Source organism: Bifidobacterium platyrrhinorum, assembly GCF_010667645.1.
GTDB classification, from domain to species: domain Bacteria; phylum Actinomycetota; class Actinomycetes; order Actinomycetales; family Bifidobacteriaceae; genus Bifidobacterium; species Bifidobacterium platyrrhinorum.
In genome coordinates this window covers 418,976-437,388 of sequence record NZ_WHZV01000001.1, presented here as the reverse complement: position 1 = coordinate 437,388, position 18,413 = coordinate 418,976, and the positions used below count along the sequence as shown (strand labels likewise).

Below are 18,413 nucleotides of genomic sequence, written 5' to 3'. Positions count from 1 at the left end.
GGTTCCAGCCTAAGGGCGCTCATGCGGTTTCGAGGGTATCGGCACGCGGAATTTAGTAGACGGTGAAGCCGTGCGCCTCGAACTGCTTCGTGACGCGCTCGCGCAGTGCGGCGTTGGGGCCCTTCTGGTTCTCCAGCGGGTACGGGATGCGCAGCTCATGCCATTTCGGGCGTCCAAGCTGGTGGAACCCGAGCACGTCGATGTGCTCGACGGCGCCGTCGAAGCTTTCGCAGATGCGCGCCACGTTCTCGACGTTCTCCTCGGAGTCGGTCAGGCCGGGCACGAGCACGAAACGCACCCAGATCTTCTTGCCGGCCTTGGCGAGCCTTTGGCCGAAGTCGATGGTGGGCTGGAGCAGGCCGCCGGTCACCTTGTGGTAGGTCTCCTCGTCCCCGGATTTGACGTCGAGCAGGCACAGGTCGATGTCCTCGAGCATCTCGTCGGTGTAGTTGGCGTTGAGGAAGCCGGAGGTGTCGAGGCAGGTGTGCACGCCCATCTCCTTGGCGGCGCGGAACACGCGGGAGACGAAGGCGGGCTGCATCATCGACTCGCCGCCGGAGAACGTGATGCCGCCGTGCGTGGCCTTGAACAGGTCCTTGTAGCGGTCGACCTTCTTGATCATCGCCTCGAGGGTGACGGGCTTGCCGTCGCGCATCTTCCAGGTGTCCGGGTTCTGGCAGTACTGGCAGCGCAGCGGGCAGCCGCTCATGAACACGGTCATGCGGGTGCCCGGGCCGTCCACGGAGGTGTTGATGTCCCACGAGTGGACGAAGCCGATGTCGCCGGATTTCAACGCGGCGATGCGGTCGCGGCGGTCGAGGCCGATCGGCGATTCGAAGCCGGAGAGCCCTCCCATGAGGGTCTGCTTGGCGTAGGTCTTGGATTCGCGCAGCATATGGCGCGTGGTGGTGCGGAACTGGGTGTCGGGCATCGTCGTCCTCCTGTTCCAGTGGTGATGCGGGTGTTGTACGGAAGTCAAATATAGTGCGGCGCCGGGCGGTCCGGATCCGTGCCGCGCCGGGCAAACGGGAAGGGGTGGGACGAATCCCACCCCTTCTCATCGTTCTACCGCTTCACGCGGTCGTCTGTCTCCGGCCGGAATCAGTCGGTGACGGCGCCCTGGTGGAAGGTACGGGAGATGACGTCGAGCTGCTGCTCCTTGGTGAGCTTGACGAAGTTCACCGCGTAGCCGGAGACGCGCACGGTCAGGTGCGGGTACTTCTCCGGGTGCTCGACGGCGTCCTCCATGGTCTCCTTGCGCAGGACGTTGATGTTCGCGTGGTAGAGGCCGTGGCCGTTGCCGGCGTCGAGGATGCCGACCAGGTTGCCGATGCGCTCCTCCTCGTCGCGACCGAGGCCATCGGGGGTGATGGTGTTGGTCAGCGAGATGCCGTCAAGGGCGTCGTTGTAGTCGATCTTGCCGACCGAGAACATCGACGGCAGCATGCCGTGGGAGTCCATGCCGTTCTCCGGGTTCGCGCCCGGGGCGTACGGGGTGCCCTTCTTGTGGCCGGACGGGAAGGAACCGGTGTTCTTGCCGTACTCCACATTGGAGGTGATCGTCAGGATGGACTGGGTCGGGACGGCACCGCGGTAGACGGGCAGGCGCTTGACCTGGCCCATGACCGTGGAGACGACCCACTTGGCGATGTCGTCGGCGCGGTCGTCGTCGTTGCCGTAGATCGGGAACTCGCCCTCGGTGCGGTAGCCCACGACCAGGTCGTCGTCGGCGCCCTCGACGTACTCGTACTCGTGGCCTTCGAGGTTCTTGGCCTCGGCGTTGGTGATCGGGTACACCTTGGCGTACTTGATCGCGGCGAGGGAGTCGGCGGCGATGGACAGACCGGACATGCCGCAACCGAGGGTGCGGTACACCTCCTTGTCGTGCAGGGCCATCTCGATGGACTCGTACGCGTACTTATCGTGCATGTAGTGGATGATGTTCAGCGCCATCACGTAGGTCTCGGACAGCCACTCGAGGGCCTTCTCGTAGTTGTTCTTGACCTTCTCGTAGTCGAGGGAGCCGTCGGCCTCCGGGGTGATCGGGTCGATCACGCCCTTGTCGATGACCTGCATGCCGGTCATCTCGTCGCGGCCGCCGTTGATGGCGTACAGCAGGGCCTTGGCGGAGTTCACGCGGGCGGCGAAGAACTGCATCTGCTTGCCGACGCGCATCGGGGAGACGCAGCAGGCGATGGCCGCGTCGTCGCCCCAGTGGCCGCGGATCTCACGATCGGACTCGTACTGGATGGCCGAGGTGTCGATGGAGATCTTGGCGCAGAAGCGCTTGTAGCCTTCCGGCAGCTTCGGGTCCCAGAAGATGGTGATGTTCGGCTCCGGGCCGGGTCCGAGGTGCTCGAGGGTCAGGGTGTTGAGCAGACGGAACGAGGTCTTGGTGACCAGCGGACGGCCGTCGTCGCCGAAGCCGGCGTCGGACCAAGTCGCCCAGTACGGGTCGCCGGAGAAGATGGCGTCGTAGTCCTTGGTGCGCAGGAAGCGCACGATGCGCAGCTTCATGACGATGTTGTCGATGAGCTCCTGGGCGTCGGTCTCGGTGATCTTGCCGGCCTCGAGGTCGCGCTCGATGTAGCAGTCGAGGAACGCGGAGTTGCGGCCGAAGGACATGGCGGCGCCGTCCTGGGACTTGATGGAGGCGAGGTAGCCCATGTAGGTCCACTGCACGGCCTCCTGGGCGGTCTGGGCCGGGCGGGTCAGGTCGAGGCCGTACTCGTTGCCCAGGTTGATGAGCTGCTTGAGGGCCTTGATCTGCTCGTCGTGTTCCTCGCGGAAGCGGATCCAGTGCTCGATCTCCGGCTCGGTGAAGTCGTTGCGGTACGGCACGGAGTCCTTGTCGCGCTTCTTGAAGGCGATCAGCTTGTTCACGCCGTACAGGGCCACGCGGCGGTAGTCGCCGATGATGCGGCCGCGGCCGTAGGCGTCCGGCAGACCGGTGAGGATCTTGTTGTGGCGGGCGACCTTGATCTGCTTGGTGTACACGCCGAAGACGCCGTCGTTGTGGGTCTTGCGGTACTTGGTGAAGATCTTCTTGATCTCCGGGTCCGGCTCCTTGCCGGCCTCCTTGATGGCCTGCTCGACCATGCGCCAGCCGCCGTTCGGCATCATCGCGCGCTTGCAGGGGACGTCGGTCTGCAGGCCGACGATCACGTTGTCGACCTCCGGGGAGTCGATGTAGCCGGCCGGGAAGGCGTCGATGCCCGCGGGGGTGTGGGTGTCGACGTCGTAGACGCGCTGCTTGCGCTCGACGGCCAGGTAGTTGTCGTCGAGGTACTTCCACAGGTGCTTGGTCTTCTCGGTGGCGGGGGCCAGGAAGCTCTCGTCGCCGGTGTACGGGGTGTAGTTCTTCTGGATGAAGTCACGGACATCGATGTCCTTCTGCCAGTTGCCGCCCTCGAAGCCGGCCCACGCCTTGGCGTCGAGCTCCTCCTGGGTCAGTGCAGCAGACTCAACAGCTGTCATATCCACTCCTTGGTGTTGTTTTCCATTCGACGCTTCTTCGACGTCGTTGGTTCCCAAGTGTAGTGGCAGGAAACTTGGAATGAACGCAAAATGCGCGTGACATATCTCACATTTCGTTATCGTTCACACCATCGTCCGCACCGTCATCCGACGGAAAACGGAAGGCCTCCCCCGCCGGGCCGCACGCCCGGCACCGCATCCGGATCGCTTCGGAGACGGCGCCGGGGCGCGGCGCGACAAGAGAGGCCTCGAGCATGCCGCCGGATGACCGACGCGCGCCCGGCGGCGTCACACCTTGCGCGGGCGGTCCCAGTCGAGGTTCCACCGGCGGTCCTGTTCCTTCCAGAGCGTCTCGCGGTCCTGGAAGATCTTCCATGCGTCTATCGCGTCCTCACGGGACTTGTACGGCCCCATGCGCTGCTCGATCGGGGATTTCGGCCCCTGCTCGGGCTCTCCGGTGACCATGTTGAAATACCATCGGGTGTCCTTCGCCATAATCGTCCTTCCCTTCCGATGCGGCGCGGCGGGTGCCGCCGCGACCTCGAACTATTCCCTGAACGCGTTGGTGATCGGCAGACGCCGGTCGCGTCCGAACGCAAGCGCAGTGACCTTCGGCCCCAACGGGTATTGGCGGCGCTTCCACTCCGCCCGGTCGACGAGCCTCATCACCGTGTCGACTGTCTTCTCGTCGAAGCCGTCGGCGAGCAGGTCGGCACGGCCGTGCGCGTGCTCGATGTACGCGGCGAGGACCTTGTCGAGCAGCTCGTATTCGGGCAGCGAATCGGAATCCTTCTGGCCGGGGCGCAGCTCGGCGGAAGGCGCCTTCTCGATGGAGGCGACCGGGATCATCACGCCGTCCTTGAGCGGCGCGCCCGGGTTCCCGGCCTCGTTGCCGACGATCTTCAGCCCACCGATGCCGACGCCGGCGGCCGCGGCCTTGTTGCGCCAGCGGGCGAGCTCCCACACGCGGGTCTTGAGCAGGTCCTTGATCGGAGCGTAGCCGCCCACGGCGTCGCCGTAGATGGTGGAGTAGCCGCAGGCGAGTTCGGACTTGTTGCCGGTGGCGACGGCGAGCAGGCCCTTCGAGTTCGAGTACGCCATGACGATGACGCCGCGGATGCGCGCCTGCAGGTTCTCGGCGGCCACGCCGTCGAGGTCGAGCTGGCCCTGGAACGCCTTGAACAGCGGCTCGATGGGCTGCACGTCGTAGTGGGCGCCGATGTTGGCGGCCAGATCGGCCGCATCGTCCTTGGAACCGTCGGAGGAGTACATGGACGGCATCGAGATGCCATGCACGTTGCCGCCGCCGACGGCGTCCGCGGCCATGGCGGCGACGAGCGCGGAGTCAATGCCGCCGGACAGGCCGAGCGTCACGCCGGTGAACCGGTTCTTGGCCATGTAGTCCTTGAGGCCGAGCACGCAGGCGGTGTACACCTCCTCGTCCGGGTCGAGCATCGGGGCGACGGTGGTGCGCGTCTGGCGCACCTTGGCGGTGTCGAGGGTCCAGTAGGAGAGGTCCTCCATGAACATCGGGCTGCGTTCGACGAGTTCGCCGTCCGCGTCGACGACGAAGCTGCCGCCGTCGAAGACGAGATCGTCCTGCCCGCCCACCTGGTTGAGGTAGATGAGCGGCGCCTCGACCTCGGCGGCGCGGCGCTTCGCCAGTTCGAAGCGCACGTCCGTCTTGCCCTCCTCGTACGGGGAGCCGTTGATGGTCACCAGCGCGTCGATGTCGCGTCCCGCCAGCTCGGAGACCGGGCCGCCGTCCTGCCAGATGTCCTCGCAGATGGCCACGCCGAGGCGCGCGCCGTCCACGTCGAGCACGACGGAGCGTTCGCCGGCCTTGAAGATGCGGAATTCGTCGAACACGCCGTAGTTGGGCAGGAAGTGCTTGTCGTATCCGGCCCACACCACGCCGTCGTGCAGGACGACGAGACGGTTGTACGGCTTGGAGGTCTCATGGTCGGTGCCGACGGTGCCGACGACCACGTACAGGTCGCGCAGGCCCTCCTTCTTGAGCGCGGCGGCCAGCTCGTTCGCCTTGTCCCATGCGGCCTGGCGGAACGTGCGGCGCAGGGCGAGGTCCTCGATCGGGTATCCGGTGAGCGTCATCTCGGGGAAGACGACGACCCTGGCGTCGTCCGCGGCGGCGCGGCGGCTGTAGTCGAGCACCTTGGCGGCGTTGTCGTCGAGGGCGCCGACGCAGGTGTCGATCTGTGCGAGTGCGAAGCGAATCTGTGTCATGGTTCCCTATCCTATCCCCATCCGGGCGCGGGGTCGCCGTCCCTCCCGCACGGACGCCGACGGGACGCCGGCCGGGCGGGAGGGACGGCGACCCCCTCGGTCAGGACGCGCGCAGTTCGTCGAGCACGCGCAGCGCCGCGTTGACGTAGAAGTCGACGAACGTGGGGATGGACGCGTCGAGCCCGACGAACCGGGGGCTGTGCCAGTCGGCGCATCCCGCCGCGCCGTTGGATCCGATGAACGCGAACACGGAACGGGTCACGTCGGCGAACTCGCAGAAGTCCTCCCCCGCCATCGACGGGCGTATCGGCTCGAGCGAGGCGTAGTCGCGCACGTCGGCCGCGACGGCACGGGCGAGCGGGGCGTCGGAGACGACCGGGGCCTGGAAGTCGTCCCATTCGATGTCGGCCGTGATGCCGAACGCCTCGGCGGTGTGCTCAACGACCGCCCTGAACCGGCGTTCGGCGAGCAGGCTGTCCTCCTTGTGGAAGTAGCGCACGGTGCCCTGGAAGCCGGCCTCGGCGGGCACCACGTTCCACACGCGCCCGCCGTGCACCTCGGTGACGGACAGCACGAGCGGATGCAGGGCGTTGATGTTGCGGCTGACGATGGTCTGCAGTTCGAGCACCATGGACGCCATCGCCTCGATGGGGCCGGTGCCCTTGTGCGGGTATCCGGCGTGCGTGCCGTCCGCGTGGAGCGTCACCTGGAAGCGCACGCAGCCGGCCATCATCGGCTCCACGCCGACGGCGACCTGACCGGGCGCGTAGTTCGGGTTGTTATGGGTGCCGATGATCGCGTCCACGTCGTCGATAAGCCCGGCGTCGATCATCGCGCGGGCGCCCTGCCCGGTCTCCTCGCTCGGCTGGAACAGGATCTTGACGGTGCCGGCGAACCGGTCCCGATGCGCGGCGAGCCAGAACGCGGCGCCCAGCAGACCGGTCATGTGCAGGTCATGGCCGCAGCCGTGCATGACGCCCTGGTTGACGGAGGCGAACGGCAGCCCCGTGTCCTCCACGATGGGCAGGCCGTCGATGTCGGCGCGCAGGGCGACGCGGGGCCCCGGCCCCTGTTCGCCGCGGACGAGCCCGACGACGCCGGTCTCCAACGGGTTGTCGAGGATCTCCACGCCGTGCGATTTCAGCTGGTCGGCGAGGTAGATGCCGGTGTCGTATTCCTTGAAGCTGCGTTCCGGATGCGCGTGCAGGTAGTGGCGGATCGCGACGAGGTCCGGGTCTGCCTCGACGTGTCCGACGACGGCGGAGATGGTGATGTCGGTTGCGTGGTCTGTGTCGTTGCGTTCGCTCATACGTCCGATTGTAGGTCGCTCCCGCATGGCCGGAACCGGTACGTCCGGCGACGATTCCCGCATCCGTTTCGGGTGTCGCCTCCCCTCGTCTCCCTAGACTGGTGTGCAGACCAGACCAGGCGATCCCGCGAGGAGGCACCATGACCACGCCCGACATCCGCGCCGTGTTCTTCGACATCGACGGCACGCTCACCAGCTTCGTGACGCACACCATCCCGCAATCCACGATCGACGCGCTGCACATGCTGCAGGCCAAGGGCGTGAAGGTGTTCATCTGCTCGGGCCGCGCGCCCAGTCACATGACCGTCGTGCTCGACATGATCCCGGTCTCCTTCGACGGCATCGTGGGCCTCAACGGCCAGTACTGCTGCGACGGCCACGGGTTCCTGGAGAAGGAGCCGCTCGATCCGGACGACGTGCGCACGATCATCGCATGGCTGGACGCGCACCCGGACGTGGTGGCGAACTTCTGCGAATCCGACTACGTGTATTTCAACCAGGTGACCGAATCGATGCGCGCGACATGGCGACAGCTCGGCAAGACCGCGCCGAAGGTGTTCATCGACGACCCCCATACGCGTCCGCTCACCCACGAGACGTTCCAGATCAGCCCGTACATCGACGAGGCGCAGCAGCGTGAGGTGACCTCGTTGTGCCGCAACGTGCAGGGCGTGCGCTGGCACCCCGATTTCGTGGACCTCATCCCCGCGGACGGCGGCAAGCCGGAGGGCATCGCGCGGTTCATGCGCCATTACGGTTGGACGCGCGACCAGGTGATGGCGTTCGGCGACGGCGGCAACGACACCACGATGCTGCGTTTCGCCGGCATCGGCGTGGCGATGGGCAACGCGACCGACGAGCCGAAGGCGGCGGCCGACTATGTGACCGACGACGTCGACCATGACGGCGTGATGAACGCGCTGCGGCATTTCGGCGTGCTGTGACGCGCAGGGGCCGGCCCGTCGCACCGGCGGCGGCCCGGCCCCCGTATGACCGTTGACCGTCGCGACGGCGCTCCTCCCCCGAATTCATCCGCACGCAATCTGACGTTTCCATGCCGTTCGTCAATGTAGTGCGCGTCGTTCCCCGGGGGAACGTCCCGACGATGGGACAATGGAACCGGAGGTATTCGGTCTTCCGGGGAGGCCCGGCGTAGCGCGTCCGATTCGCGCGGAAGGCCCTCGGCCGAACACGGCAATGCGTTCGGCATGATGAGGAAGGCCAGAGCCATGTCCAATCCGCAGCCACAGCCGCAGGAACCGCTTCCGGGACAGTCGCCGCAGACGTATCCCGCACAGCCGATTCAACAGCCGCCGCAACAGCCGTCCGGAACGGCGCCGCAACCCGGCGCGCCGACCGGATTCGGCGCGCCCGCCGCGGCGGGACCGGCGACGGGCGGCACCGCCGTCCCTCCCGTTCCCGGCTACCTGCCACCACAGCCCCAGCGGCCGGCCAACCCCCGCGAGGGCAAATGGAACGTCTGCGCGATCCTCGGCATCATCTTCGCCTTCCTCTTCTCCCTCGTGGGACTCATCCTGTCCATCGTGGGCCTGAACCAGATCAAACGGACGCATGAGAAGGGGCGTGGGCTCGCGATCGCGGGCATCATCGTCAGCGTGGTCATGATGGTCGGCGGCATCGCGATCGGCGTGGCCACCGTCAACGCGGCCACGCAGCAGGCGAAACAGGCCGCAGCGCAGGCGGCGAAGGCCCAGGCCGAGAAGAAGAAGTCGGACAAGCTCGACAAGGAGATCGACAAGGGTCTCAGCGATCTGGAGAACGGCGACTCGAACGGCGGCTCGCTGGACTTGCGTTACTCTTCGATGAGCGAGATGGTCAACGATTCGACCTTCCAGAGCGAGATGCAGTCGTCCATCGGCTCCTCGTTCGACGGCACGGGCGCCACGGTCTCCTACCGCGCCGAGGGCGACACCCTGGTCATCGACATCCATCTGCCGGCGCAATACGACGCGAACGCCCAGGCTCTTGGCCAGGAGCTCGCCAAGGATGCGGACAGCCAGCTGCAGCCGTTCGCCGACGCCCTGCCGAGCATGGTGAAGACCAACGGCACCGCGCAGATGCGCATGTACGTGCACACGGACGCGCAGACCGTGTTCGACAAGACGTACACCGCCGCAGCGTGACCGTGCAGGACGCGTGAACCCGCCTCACTTCGTCTCCCCCGCTATCCGGGGATGAGGGGATGCGTTATGCGAAATGTCACTCGGCGACGTCGATGGACAGGATCACGGCCGGTTCGGTCGGACGGTCCATCGGGTCGGTCGGCAGGGCCTCGAGCTTGTCGACCACGGCCTTGGACCCGTCGTCGGCGACCTCGCCGAAGATCGTGTGGTGGCCGTCGAGCCACGGGGTCGGCACGGTGGTGATGAAGAACTGGGAGCCGTTGGTGCCGTGGATCTTGCCGTCGCGGCCGCGACGCAGACCGGCGTTCGCCATGGCCAGCAGGTAGGGACGGTCGAACTTGAGGGACGGGTCGATCTCGTCGTCGAAGTCGTAGCCGGGGCCGCCGGTGCCGTTGCCGAGCGGGCAGCCGCCCTGGATCATGAAGTCCTTGATGATGCGGTGGAAGGTCAGTCCGTTGTAGAACTTCTCGTGGGAGGGCTGGCCGGTGTACGGATCCGCCCACTCCTTCTCGCCGGTGGCGAGGCCGAGGAAGTTCTTCACCGTCTCCGGCGCCTTGTCGTCGAACAGGTTGATGGTGATGTCACCTTCGGAGGTGTGCATGGTGATAGTGCTCATAACGGTTCAGTGTGTCACAGCCGCAAGACGGCGTCGGCCCGGCCCGTCGCTTTCCGGAAAGGAGGCGACGGACCGGGCCGACGGATCGTGGCGCTCATGCGCGTGACGCGGACGGCCCTCCGCACGGGGTCCGCGTCGCGACGGTCAGCGCGCGTGGTGGTCGATGCGGCGTGCGAACCAATCGCCGAACGACTGGATGACCTGCACGAGGATGACGCTCAGGACCACGGCGACGAGCATCACGTCGTACTCGTAGCGCTGGTAGCCGTAACGGATGGCGATGTCGCCGAGGCCTCCGGCGCCCACGGTGCCGGCCATCGCCGAGTAGCCGAACAGGTTGATGAACGTGATGGCTGCGCCGCGTACGAGGGACGGCAGGCTTTCGAACAGGAGCACCTTGGTGACGATCTGCCAGTTGTTCGCGCCGAAGCTCTGCGCGGCCTCGATGAGGCCTCCGTCCACGTCGGCGAGCGACTGTTCGACGACGCGCGCCACAAACGGCGCGGCGGAGATGACCAGCGGCACCATCGCGCCCTCGACGCCGAGCGACGTGCCGACGATGAGACGCGTGAACGGGATGATGGCGACGAGCAGGATGATGAACGGGATGGAGCGTCCGATGTTCACGATCCAGCCGAGCACGGTGTTGAGCGGGCGGTTCGGCCAGATGGACTTCGTGCCGGTGATGGTGAGCAGCACGCCGAGCGGCACGCCGAGCACATAGGCGAGCAACGTGGAGACGCCGGTCATGATGAGCGTGTCGCGCGTGCCTTCGAGCATGAGCTCGCCGTAGTTGGCGATGAAATCGGTGATGGTCTGTCCCATGTCAGCGCTCCTCCCCCTGCTTCGCGGCATCCGCTCCGGTCTGCGCGACCGGCTTGCCGTCCTCGTCCTCGTCGCGGCCGTTCTGCTCCTCGGCGCTGGCGATCAGGGCCTTGAGGATGTCGCTCTTCGGATGGGCGAACAGTTCCGCGGTCTCGCCCATCTCGACGATGTCGCCGCCGTCGATCATCGCGACGCGGTCGCAGATGTTGCGCGCCACGGACAGCGAGTGGGTGATGACCACGAGCGTGACGCCCAGTTCGCGGTTGATGCGGCGCAGCAGGTCGAGGATCTGCACGGTGGTGGTGGAGTCGAGGGCGCTGGTCGCCTCGTCGCACAGCATGATCTTCGGCTCGTTCGCCAGGGCGCGGGCGATGGCCACGCGCTGCTGCTGGCCGCCGGACAGCTGGCTCGGGTAGCGGTCGGCGTACTCCTCGAGGCCGACGAGCTTCAGGAGACGCTCGGCGCGCGCGATGCGCTGCGCCTTCGGCTTGTGCGCGAGTTCCAGCGGGAACGTGATGTTGCGCAGCACGGTGCGCTGCTGGAACAGGTTGAAGTTCTGGAAGATCATGCCGATCTTCGCGCGCAGCGCCTTGAGCTCCTTGCCGGTGGCGTTGGAGATGTCGACGCCGTCGATGAGGATGCGGCCGCCGGTGGGGCGTTCCAGCAGGTTGATGGTGCGCACCAGCGTGGATTTGCCGGCGCCGGACGAACCGAGGATGCCGAACACCTCGCCATCGTGGATGGTGAAGTCGACGTCGTGCAGGACCTCATGGGCGTCCGCGCCAACGCCGTAGCTTTTCTTCATATGCTCGAATTGGATCATCGAGTGTTCCTTACCGTGTGGTTGTCATGGAATCGGACCGTACACGCGCGGGGCCGGCGATCATGGCGCCGCCCCGCGTCCCGCCGGACACGGCAATGCCGCACGTCGGGCATGCGCCCGTACCGTGCGGCATTGTATCGGATGGCATGTCTTCGCCCTGTCTCGGATCAGAAGACCGGGACGACGGCGCCCTTGTAGTTCTTGTTGATGTAGTCGCGCACCTCGCTGGAGTTGAGGGCCTTTTTGAGCTCCTTGGTCTTCGCGGTGTTCTCGTTGCCCTTCTTGACGACCAGGATGTTCGCGTAGGTCTTGGCGGCCAGGCCGTCGGCCTTCTCGATCTGCAGGGCGTCCTTGGTCACGTCGAAGCCGGCCTGGATGGCGTAGTTGCCGTTGAGGGCGGCGATGTCCACGTCCTTGATGACGGTCGGCACGACCGCGGCCTCAAGCTCCTTGAACTGCAGGTTCTTCGGGTTGGAGGTGATGTCCTTCGGCGTGGCGTTGATGTCCTCGGGGTTCTTGAGCTTGATCAGGCCGGCGTCCTGCAGGAGCAGGAGCGCGCGGGCCTCGTTGGTGGCGTCGTTCGGGACGGCCACGACCGCGCCGTCCTGCAGCGCGTCGAGGGACTTGGTCTTGCCCGGGTACAGGCCGAACGGCTCGAAGTGGACGGTCTCGACGGACACCAGGTGGGTGCCCTTCTCCTTGTTGAAGTTGTCGAGGTACGGCTTGTGCTGGAAGTAGTTGGCGTCGACCTCGCCGTCCTCGGTGGCGGTGTTCGGCTGCACGTAGTCGGTGAACTCCTTCACCTCGAGCTTGTAGCCGTCCTTCTCGACGAGCGGCTTGACGGCCTTGTTCAGGATCTCGGCGTGCGGGGTGGGGCTGGCGGCCACGGTGATGGTCTTGTCGTCCTCCTGGCTGGCGGCGGTGGACGAGCTGCCGCAGGCGGACAGGCCGAGCGCGGCGATGGCGGCGACGGCCAGGGCGGCCGCGGCGGACTTGGTGAAGCGCATGATGGTTCCTCTCTCAATCACATCATTCATTTCGGCGGTGAACGGCTTTCGCCGTTCCCAACGCTTCGCCACTATACAAACGTTCGCCGCGCGCAACGCGGCTCCGTAATCGACGTTCCTTATAGCCCGCTCACTGCATCCTGCGCAGGCGCGGTTCGGCGGAGTCCTTGGCGCCGGTGATGCGGTACACGTCGAACACGCCCTCGATCTTGCGCACGGCGGCGAGCAGCGTGTTGAGATGCTGCGGATCGGCCATCTCGAAACTGAACTGGCTGGTGGCCACACGGTCTGAGCCGGTGGAGATCGAACCGGAGATGATGTTCACGCCATGGTCGGAGAGCACTCGCGTCACATCGGAAAGCAGGTTGCGGCGGTCAAGCGCCTCGACCTGGATCTTGACCATGAACACGCCCTTGGTGCTGGTCCACTCCACCTCGACCACGCGTTCCGGCTGTCGGCGCTGCAGGTCGATCATGTTCTGGCAGTCGGTGCGGTGCACGGACACGCCCTGGTTGCGCGTGATGAAACCGATGATCTTGTCGCCGGGCACGGGCATGCAGCAGCGGGCGAGCTTGACCCACACGTCGCCCACGCCCTTGACGGACACGCCGGACGCGCTGTTGGTCTTCTGGCGGTTCTCGACCGGCTTGAGCGGCAGGACCTCCTGCTCGATCTCCTCGTCGACCTCGTCGGCGCCCGCATCCTTGACCAGATGGGAGATGACGTTCTGCGTGGAGATCTGACCGTCGCCGATGGCGGCGAACAGGCCGTCCGCGTTCGGGAAGTTGAGTTCGTCGGCCACGCCGATGAGCGCCTCGGGGGTGAGCAGCGTGTTGATCGGCAGGCTGCGCTTGCGCATGGCGCGCGTCAGCTCGTCACGTCCCTCCTCGATCGCCTCGGAGCGGCGCTCCTTGGAGAACCATTGGCGGATCTTGTTGCGCGCCTTCGGGCTCTTCGCGAAGCTCAGCCAGTCGCGCGACGGACCGGCGGTGTCCGACTTGGAGGTGAGGATCTCGACGGTGTCGCCGTTCTCGAGCTTCGTGTCGAGCGGGACGAGACGGCCGTTGACGCGCGCGCCCATCGTGCGGTGGCCGACCTCGGTGTGCACCGCGTAGGCGAAGTCGATGGGGGTGGCCGCCGCCGGCAGGGAGATGATCTTGCCCTTCGGCGTGAACACGTACACCTCGGCCGAACCGAGGTCCTCCTTGAGCGAGCCGAGGAACTCGTTGGAGTCGGGGGTCTCGCTGGTCCAGTCGGCGAGCTGCTGGATCCACTTGAGGTTGTCGGCCTCGCTCAGCTCCTGGTTCTCGGAGCCCTCGCGCTTGCGGTCGGACTTGTCGGGCGAGCTCAGCGCGCGGCCGGCCTGGCCGTTCTCCTTGTACTTCCAGTGCGCGGCGATGCCGAATTCCGCGCGCCGGTGCATGTCCCACGTGCGGATCTGGATCTCGACGGGCTTGCCGCCGGGACCGACCACCGTGGTGTGCAGCGACTGGTACATGTTGAGCTTCGGCATCGCGATGTAGTCCTTGAACCGGCCGGGGACCGGGTTCCACCGCGCATGCACGGCGCCGAGCGCCGCATAGCAGTCCTGGATCGAATCGACGATGATGCGCACGCCCACCAGATCGTAGATGTTGGCGAAATCATGGCCGCGCACGATCATCTTCTGGTAGATGGAGAAGTAGTCCTTCGGGCGCCCGGTGACGTACGCCTTGATGTGCTGCGCGTCGAGGTCCTCGTTGATCTCGGCGAGGATCTGCTTGAGGTACACGTCGCGCTGGCCCGCGCGACGGGCCACGAGCACGACGATCTCGTTGTAGATCTTCGGGTAGATGACCTTGAAGCTCAGTTCCTCGAGCTCGGTCTTGATGGCGTTCATGCCGAGGCGGTTGGCGAGCGGCGCGTACACGTCGAGCGTCTCGTGCGCCTTCTTCACGGCACTGGACGTCTTCACGTAGCGCCACGTGCGCGCGTTGTGCACGCGGTCGGCGAGCTTGACGACGAGCACGCGCACGTCACGGCTCATCGCCACGACCATCTTGCGGATGGTCTCGGCCTGCGCCGAATCGCCGTATTCCATCTTGGACAGCTTGGTGACGCCGTCCACCAGACCGGTGACGGTGTCGCCGAATTCGGCGCGGCACTGGTCGAGCGTATAGTCGGTGTCCTCCACGGTGTCGTGCAGGAGGCCGGCGGCCACGACCAGCGGGCCCATGCCCAGATCGGCGAGGATCTGCGCGACGGCGAGCGGATGGATGATGTACGGCTCGCCGGACTTGCGGCGCTGCGTGGAATGCTGGATGACCGCGCGACGGTAGGCGCGTTCGAGAATGGTCAGGTCCTCATCGGGGTGATGCACACGGCACGCCTGCATGATCGGCAGAAGCGGGTTGATCGGATCGGTGCTGACCTCGCATCCCAATTTGCGCGCGGAATCGAATTCCATATCATCGCCCGCCATGGCGGCACCTCCCTCGATTCGTGTGGACACCATCCTAACGCGTTTCCCACGCGTCATCCTATCGCTTCTCAGGCGACCCCAGTGGAGCCGAATCCGCGCTCGGCGCGATCCGATCCGGGCAACGTCTCGGCCGGGACGAACCTCGCCTCCACGTACCGCTGGATGACCAGCTGGGCGATGCGGTCCCCGACCTCGAAACGCACGGTACGCTCCGGATCCAGATTGATCAGCGGCACCTTGATCTCGCCACGGTATCCGGCATCGATGGTGCCGGGTGCGTTGAGCACGGTCACGCCCTGCTTGACGGCAAGACCGGAACGCGGGTGGACGAGACCCACGTAGCCCGCGGGCAGGGCGATGGCCACGCCCGTGGGCACGAGCGCGCGCTGGAACGGCTTGAGCTCGAACGCCTCCGCCGCCCTCAGATCGGCACCGGCGTCGCCGGCGTGAGCGTAGAACAGCCGTGCGAGTTCGGCGGGCTGGTCCGGGTTGACGGCCTTGACGAGAACCTCGGTGTTCTCCGGCTCGTTGTACGCGGGATCGAAGGTCATCAGGCGGCGCACTCCTGGCACACGGGCTGGCCGTCGTCGGTCATGTAGGCGAGCTGGCTGCGGTGCTTGACCAGGAAGCACTCGGAGCAGATGAACTCGTCGCCCTGCATCGGGATGACCGTCACGGAGGAGTCCTCGTTGCTCAGGTCCGCGCCCGGCAGCTCGTAGTCCTCGGCAATGGCGTTCTCGTCGTCGTCGATGTCGCTCGATGAATTCTGCGAGCCCTTCCCCAAAGCCTGCAGCGATTCCTCGTCCTCATCCTTGTTGCGGGGGGAATCATAGTCCTGAGCCATCGCGATCCTTTCGTTGCATCGGGGCATGACCTTGCTAGTCTTGCCCTTATGACTGGTTTACTCGGCCATAGAATACACGATTTCAAATACCCGTAAAGTTCGACACGTGGGGCATACTGGAATACGACATAAGTTTTTGAGGAAAGTGGTGCGCGCATGCCTGACAATTCGCCGCGGGGAGCCCGTCTCGACCATGTCTCCGACGCCGGTGACCTGGTGTTCGAAGCGGGCGGCGAGCGTTTCATCGTCACCGTGGACGAGGCGCTCGAACGTGCCCTGCTAGAGGCCAAGCAGATCCGTTCGGAGTCGTTGAAGCAGCGTCAGGTCCGTCCCGCGGACACATTGCCGATCTCCCAGATCCAGCAGCTCATCCGCGCGGGAGCGGACCCCGCGAAGGTGGCCCAGCGCTACGGGCTCGCCGAGGCGCTGGTGCGTCGCTTCTCCGCATCGGTGCAGACGGAGAAGCAGTATGCGATCGAACAGTTCAAGCGGGTGCCCGCCCCCAAGGAAAGCCGTCTGCACACCGTCGAGGAGGTTATCGACATGACGCTGCTCGCGGCACGCGTCGACCGGGGCACGCTGTCGTGGTCGGCGACCCGGCGCAACCACGAGCCGTGGCACATCGTCGCCCGCTTCCTGTCCGCCGGGCGCAAGGTCCACGCCGAATGGACGTGGGACATGCACGACAACACCGTCGTATGCCTCAACGCCGCCGCCCGCAAGCTGCTCGGCGAGCAAAGCCTCGGCGCGGGCACGCCGAAGCCGGTGACCCCGTCCGCCGCCGAGGCGCGCGCGAACGTGGGATTGCCGGCGATGGACGTGAAGGAGTCCTTCCCCGTCGATCTCGGACCGTCCTCCCCCGCGCCGGGCACGGCGCCCGTCCCGGCACCTGCGGCCGCGGGCGCCGGCGAACCCGCCTCGCCGGACGGCGCGGTGCTGCCCACCACCACCGACGACATCCCCGTGTTCCGCCCGAACGTCGAGATCCCCGCCCCGGACGGTTCGTTGATGTCGAACTCCCCCGTCGTCCAGCCCGCCTCGTCCGATGGCGAGGCGACCGATCTCGCGGCCGTCGCCGATCTGGAACCCGCCGACGACGAGGAACAGGGGGGACGCGACGCCGCGGCCGGCCATGAGGCCGATGCGAAGTCCCCGCGTGACGCCAAGCCGCGCACCGAGAGGACCGAGGCCGCGAAACGACGTGCGGGCCGTTCCGCCGTGCCCAGTTGGGACGAGATCCTGTTCGGCGAGTGACCGAGCGGATCGCGCGAACGGTCACGCCATGTCGATGATGCAGGGGATGTCCATCTCCAGCATGGTCTGGGACCCATGCACGCTGGGTAGGCGCGTGGCCTTGTCGGACTGGGTGCGCGTGTCGACGAGGGTGGTGCGGCCCGACGCCTGCACGATGACGTCGCCGAGCATCGCCTCCACACGCGGGTCGACCGGTCCGAACAGACCGTCGGCGATCGCCTCCTCCTTCGTGCGCACCAAGGCGTCCTCCCCCAGCCTGTCACGCCACCGTCCCGCCACATCGTCCGGGTTTTCGCCGTCCTGCGCGTAGAGCATCAGCGCGCGCGGCTCCCCTCCGACGAACCGCACGCCCCGCGACAGTTCGGGTTCGGCGGCGATATCGATGCGATGGTTTTCGTCGGACATGACCATGCCGTGGTCGGCGACGATGACGATGAGCGTGTCCTTCGGCGCCTCACGGCGCAGTTGCGCGAGCTGCGCGTCGATGCGTTCGAACGTGCCGATCCACTGGTCGGAGTCCCATCCGTGATTGTGGCCGATCTTGTCGGCGTCGCGGATATACAGGTACGACAGTCCCGGCTTGTCGGCGACGGACTTCGCGGCGGCGCGCACGCGGTCGCGGGGCGTCACGTTGGCCACGTAGCGTCCGCCGCGCAGCGCGGCCTCGGTGAGCGGGGACCCCTTGAACTTGGCGAGACCGGAGCTGGTGACGGGAACCCCCTGGTCGACGAGCCGTTCGAACACGGTGGGCTCGCGCTGCAGGTCATGCGGGTCGACGATCGGTTCGGATGCCGAGGCGGGACCAGCCGGTTTCGATACGAGCGGGTCCTTGAACTGGATGAGCTGGACGAGCCGTCCGCCGTCCGGGGCGATCTGCGTGTAGCCGGCCATGCCGGTGAGCCCCGGACAGGTGCCGGTGCCGAACACGGCCATCGCGGCGACGGTGGTGCTCGGCGCGCAGGTGGAGATCGGACGCCGGTTGGCGTGGTCCCGCATGAGGGCCCGCAGGTAGGGCGCGTGCCCGAGACGCATGTTGAGGTTCCAATATCCGAGTCCGTCCACGAGCACGACGATGGCGGAGCGGGCGTCCGGCAGACCGAGCGCGCGCTGCAGCGCCTTCGGATCGTCGTGGATCCGGGTGGTCACGGGATGGCCGATCGCGGCGGAGACCGCGGGCAGCACCGACGACAGGTGCAGGGCGCCCCCGCGTGACGGACGCGGCTCCCCTTGCGGCCCTTCGGACGCATCTTCCCCGGACGCAGGAGACTCCCCCGGCCCGGGCGTCCAATCGCCGTATCGCGCCGTCGGCGCCAATCGCAGCAGTTCGTCCATTTCCGGCACTTCGACACTCATACCTGCCCATAGTAGTGACCGTCCGCGCCCGTCCGCGCATCGCATCGGCCTCATCG

At 66.4% G+C, this 18,413-nt stretch carries 16 protein-coding genes; 3 read left to right on the top strand and 13 right to left on the bottom strand.

Going from position 1 to position 18,413, the window contains the following annotated elements; all coding sequences use genetic code 11:
• Positions 1-52: 52 nt before the first annotated feature.
• The 5 genes from pflA to GFD21_RS01675 form a co-directional block, all read right to left on the bottom strand.
• Positions 53-931, bottom strand: coding sequence for a pyruvate formate-lyase-activating protein (gene pflA / locus GFD21_RS01695; protein ID WP_163196190.1), 879 nt, complete (start codon positions 929-931; stop codon positions 53-55).
• 170 nt (positions 932-1,101) lie between these two features.
• Positions 1,102-3,477, bottom strand: coding sequence for a formate C-acetyltransferase (gene pflB / locus GFD21_RS01690; RefSeq protein ID WP_163196188.1), 2,376 nt, complete (start codon positions 3,475-3,477; stop codon positions 1,102-1,104).
• A gap of 288 nt (positions 3,478-3,765) precedes the next feature.
• Complete coding sequence (locus GFD21_RS01685) at positions 3,766-3,972, bottom strand: hypothetical protein (protein WP_163196187.1); 207 nt, start codon at positions 3,970-3,972, stop codon at positions 3,766-3,768.
• Positions 3,973-4,023: 51 nt separating this feature from the next.
• Positions 4,024-5,721 carry an NAD+ synthase gene (locus GFD21_RS01680; protein WP_163196186.1) on the bottom strand — a complete coding sequence of 566 codons (1,698 nt, stop codon included), beginning with the start codon at positions 5,719-5,721 and terminating at the stop codon, positions 4,024-4,026.
• A gap of 100 nt (positions 5,722-5,821) precedes the next feature.
• Entirely contained in the window at positions 5,822-7,030 is a 1,209-nt protein-coding gene (locus tag GFD21_RS01675) for a M20 metallopeptidase family protein (protein ID WP_163196184.1), read from the bottom strand.
• 140 nt (positions 7,031-7,170) lie between these two features.
• Here GFD21_RS01675 and GFD21_RS01670 point away from each other — a divergent pair, with 140 nt between their 5' ends.
• Together GFD21_RS01670 and GFD21_RS01665 are read left to right on the top strand one after the other, a co-directional pair.
• A complete protein-coding gene (locus tag GFD21_RS01670) occupies positions 7,171-7,974 on the top strand; it encodes a Cof-type HAD-IIB family hydrolase (RefSeq protein ID WP_163196183.1) in 804 nt (267 codons plus the stop codon).
• Positions 7,975-8,259: 285 nt separating this feature from the next.
• Positions 8,260-9,174, top strand: a complete 915-nt coding sequence (locus GFD21_RS01665) for a DUF4190 domain-containing protein (RefSeq protein WP_163196181.1) — start codon at positions 8,260-8,262, stop codon at positions 9,172-9,174.
• Positions 9,175-9,250: 76 nt separating this feature from the next.
• Here the strand turns inward: GFD21_RS01665 and GFD21_RS01660 are convergent, their stop codons facing one another.
• The 7 genes from GFD21_RS01660 to GFD21_RS01630 all read right to left on the bottom strand — a co-directional run bounded on the left by GFD21_RS01660 (position 9,251) and on the right by GFD21_RS01630 (position 15,750).
• A complete protein-coding gene (locus tag GFD21_RS01660) occupies positions 9,251-9,790 on the bottom strand; it encodes a peptidylprolyl isomerase (RefSeq protein ID WP_163196180.1) in 540 nt (179 codons plus the stop codon).
• A gap of 144 nt (positions 9,791-9,934) precedes the next feature.
• On the bottom strand, positions 9,935-10,615 hold the full coding sequence (locus GFD21_RS01655) for a methionine ABC transporter permease (protein WP_163196178.1): 681 nt from the start codon (positions 10,613-10,615) through the stop codon (positions 9,935-9,937).
• Position 10,616: 1 nt separating this feature from the next.
• Entirely contained in the window at positions 10,617-11,438 is an 822-nt protein-coding gene (locus tag GFD21_RS01650) for a methionine ABC transporter ATP-binding protein (protein ID WP_163196176.1), read from the bottom strand.
• Between the two features lie 167 nt (positions 11,439-11,605).
• Complete coding sequence (locus tag GFD21_RS01645) at positions 11,606-12,445, bottom strand: MetQ/NlpA family ABC transporter substrate-binding protein (RefSeq protein ID WP_163196175.1); 840 nt, start codon at positions 12,443-12,445, stop codon at positions 11,606-11,608.
• 130 nt (positions 12,446-12,575) lie between these two features.
• Positions 12,576-14,906: a RelA/SpoT family protein gene (locus GFD21_RS01640; protein ID WP_163196174.1), complete on the bottom strand. Its 2,331-nt coding sequence runs from the start codon at positions 14,904-14,906 to the stop codon at positions 12,576-12,578.
• A 68-nt stretch (positions 14,907-14,974) separates the two neighbouring features.
• Positions 14,975-15,457 carry a dUTP diphosphatase gene (dut, locus tag GFD21_RS01635; protein WP_163196172.1) on the bottom strand — a complete coding sequence of 161 codons (483 nt, stop codon included), beginning with the start codon at positions 15,455-15,457 and terminating at the stop codon, positions 14,975-14,977.
• On the bottom strand, positions 15,457-15,750 hold the full coding sequence (locus GFD21_RS01630; protein ID WP_034530006.1) for a DUF4193 domain-containing protein: 294 nt from the start codon (positions 15,748-15,750) through the stop codon (positions 15,457-15,459). The genes dut and GFD21_RS01630 overlap by 1 nt, the downstream gene beginning before the upstream one ends.
• A gap of 156 nt (positions 15,751-15,906) precedes the next feature.
• Between GFD21_RS01630 and sepH the strand changes: the two genes are divergently transcribed.
• Positions 15,907-17,004, top strand: coding sequence for a septation protein SepH (gene sepH / locus GFD21_RS01625; protein WP_163196171.1), 1,098 nt, complete (start codon positions 15,907-15,909; stop codon positions 17,002-17,004).
• Positions 17,005-17,025: 21 nt separating this feature from the next.
• Here the strand turns inward: sepH and GFD21_RS01620 are convergent, their stop codons facing one another.
• Complete coding sequence (locus GFD21_RS01620) at positions 17,026-18,357, bottom strand: alkaline phosphatase family protein (RefSeq protein WP_163196169.1); 1,332 nt, start codon at positions 18,355-18,357, stop codon at positions 17,026-17,028.
• Positions 18,358-18,413 lie beyond the last annotated feature (56 nt).

Coding starts and splice junctions, on each gene's coding strand:
- pflA (WP_163196190.1), bottom strand. CDS start 931: ATGCCCGACACCCAGTTCCGCACCACCACGCGCCATATGCTGCGCGAA.
- pflB (WP_163196188.1), bottom strand. CDS start 3,477: ATGACAGCTGTTGAGTCTGCTGCACTGACCCAGGAGGAGCTCGACGCC.
- GFD21_RS01685 (WP_163196187.1), bottom strand. CDS start 3,972: ATGGCGAAGGACACCCGATGGTATTTCAACATGGTCACCGGAGAGCCC.
- GFD21_RS01680 (WP_163196186.1), bottom strand. CDS start 5,721: ATGACACAGATTCGCTTCGCACTCGCACAGATCGACACCTGCGTCGGC.
- GFD21_RS01675 (WP_163196184.1), bottom strand. CDS start 7,030: ATGAGCGAACGCAACGACACAGACCACGCAACCGACATCACCATCTCC.
- GFD21_RS01670 (WP_163196183.1), top strand. CDS start 7,171: ATGACCACGCCCGACATCCGCGCCGTGTTCTTCGACATCGACGGCACG.
- GFD21_RS01665 (WP_163196181.1), top strand. CDS start 8,260: ATGTCCAATCCGCAGCCACAGCCGCAGGAACCGCTTCCGGGACAGTCG.
- GFD21_RS01660 (WP_163196180.1), bottom strand. CDS start 9,790: ATGAGCACTATCACCATGCACACCTCCGAAGGTGACATCACCATCAAC.
- GFD21_RS01655 (WP_163196178.1), bottom strand. CDS start 10,615: ATGGGACAGACCATCACCGATTTCATCGCCAACTACGGCGAGCTCATG.
- GFD21_RS01650 (WP_163196176.1), bottom strand. CDS start 11,438: ATGATCCAATTCGAGCATATGAAGAAAAGCTACGGCGTTGGCGCGGAC.
- GFD21_RS01645 (WP_163196175.1), bottom strand. CDS start 12,445: ATGCGCTTCACCAAGTCCGCCGCGGCCGCCCTGGCCGTCGCCGCCATC.
- GFD21_RS01640 (WP_163196174.1), bottom strand. CDS start 14,906: ATGGCGGGCGATGATATGGAATTCGATTCCGCGCGCAAATTGGGATGC.
- dut (WP_163196172.1), bottom strand. CDS start 15,457: ATGACCTTCGATCCCGCGTACAACGAGCCGGAGAACACCGAGGTTCTC.
- GFD21_RS01630 (WP_034530006.1), bottom strand. CDS start 15,750: ATGGCTCAGGACTATGATTCCCCCCGCAACAAGGATGAGGACGAGGAA.
- sepH (WP_163196171.1), top strand. CDS start 15,907: ATGCCTGACAATTCGCCGCGGGGAGCCCGTCTCGACCATGTCTCCGAC.
- GFD21_RS01620 (WP_163196169.1), bottom strand. CDS start 18,357: ATGAGTGTCGAAGTGCCGGAAATGGACGAACTGCTGCGATTGGCGCCG.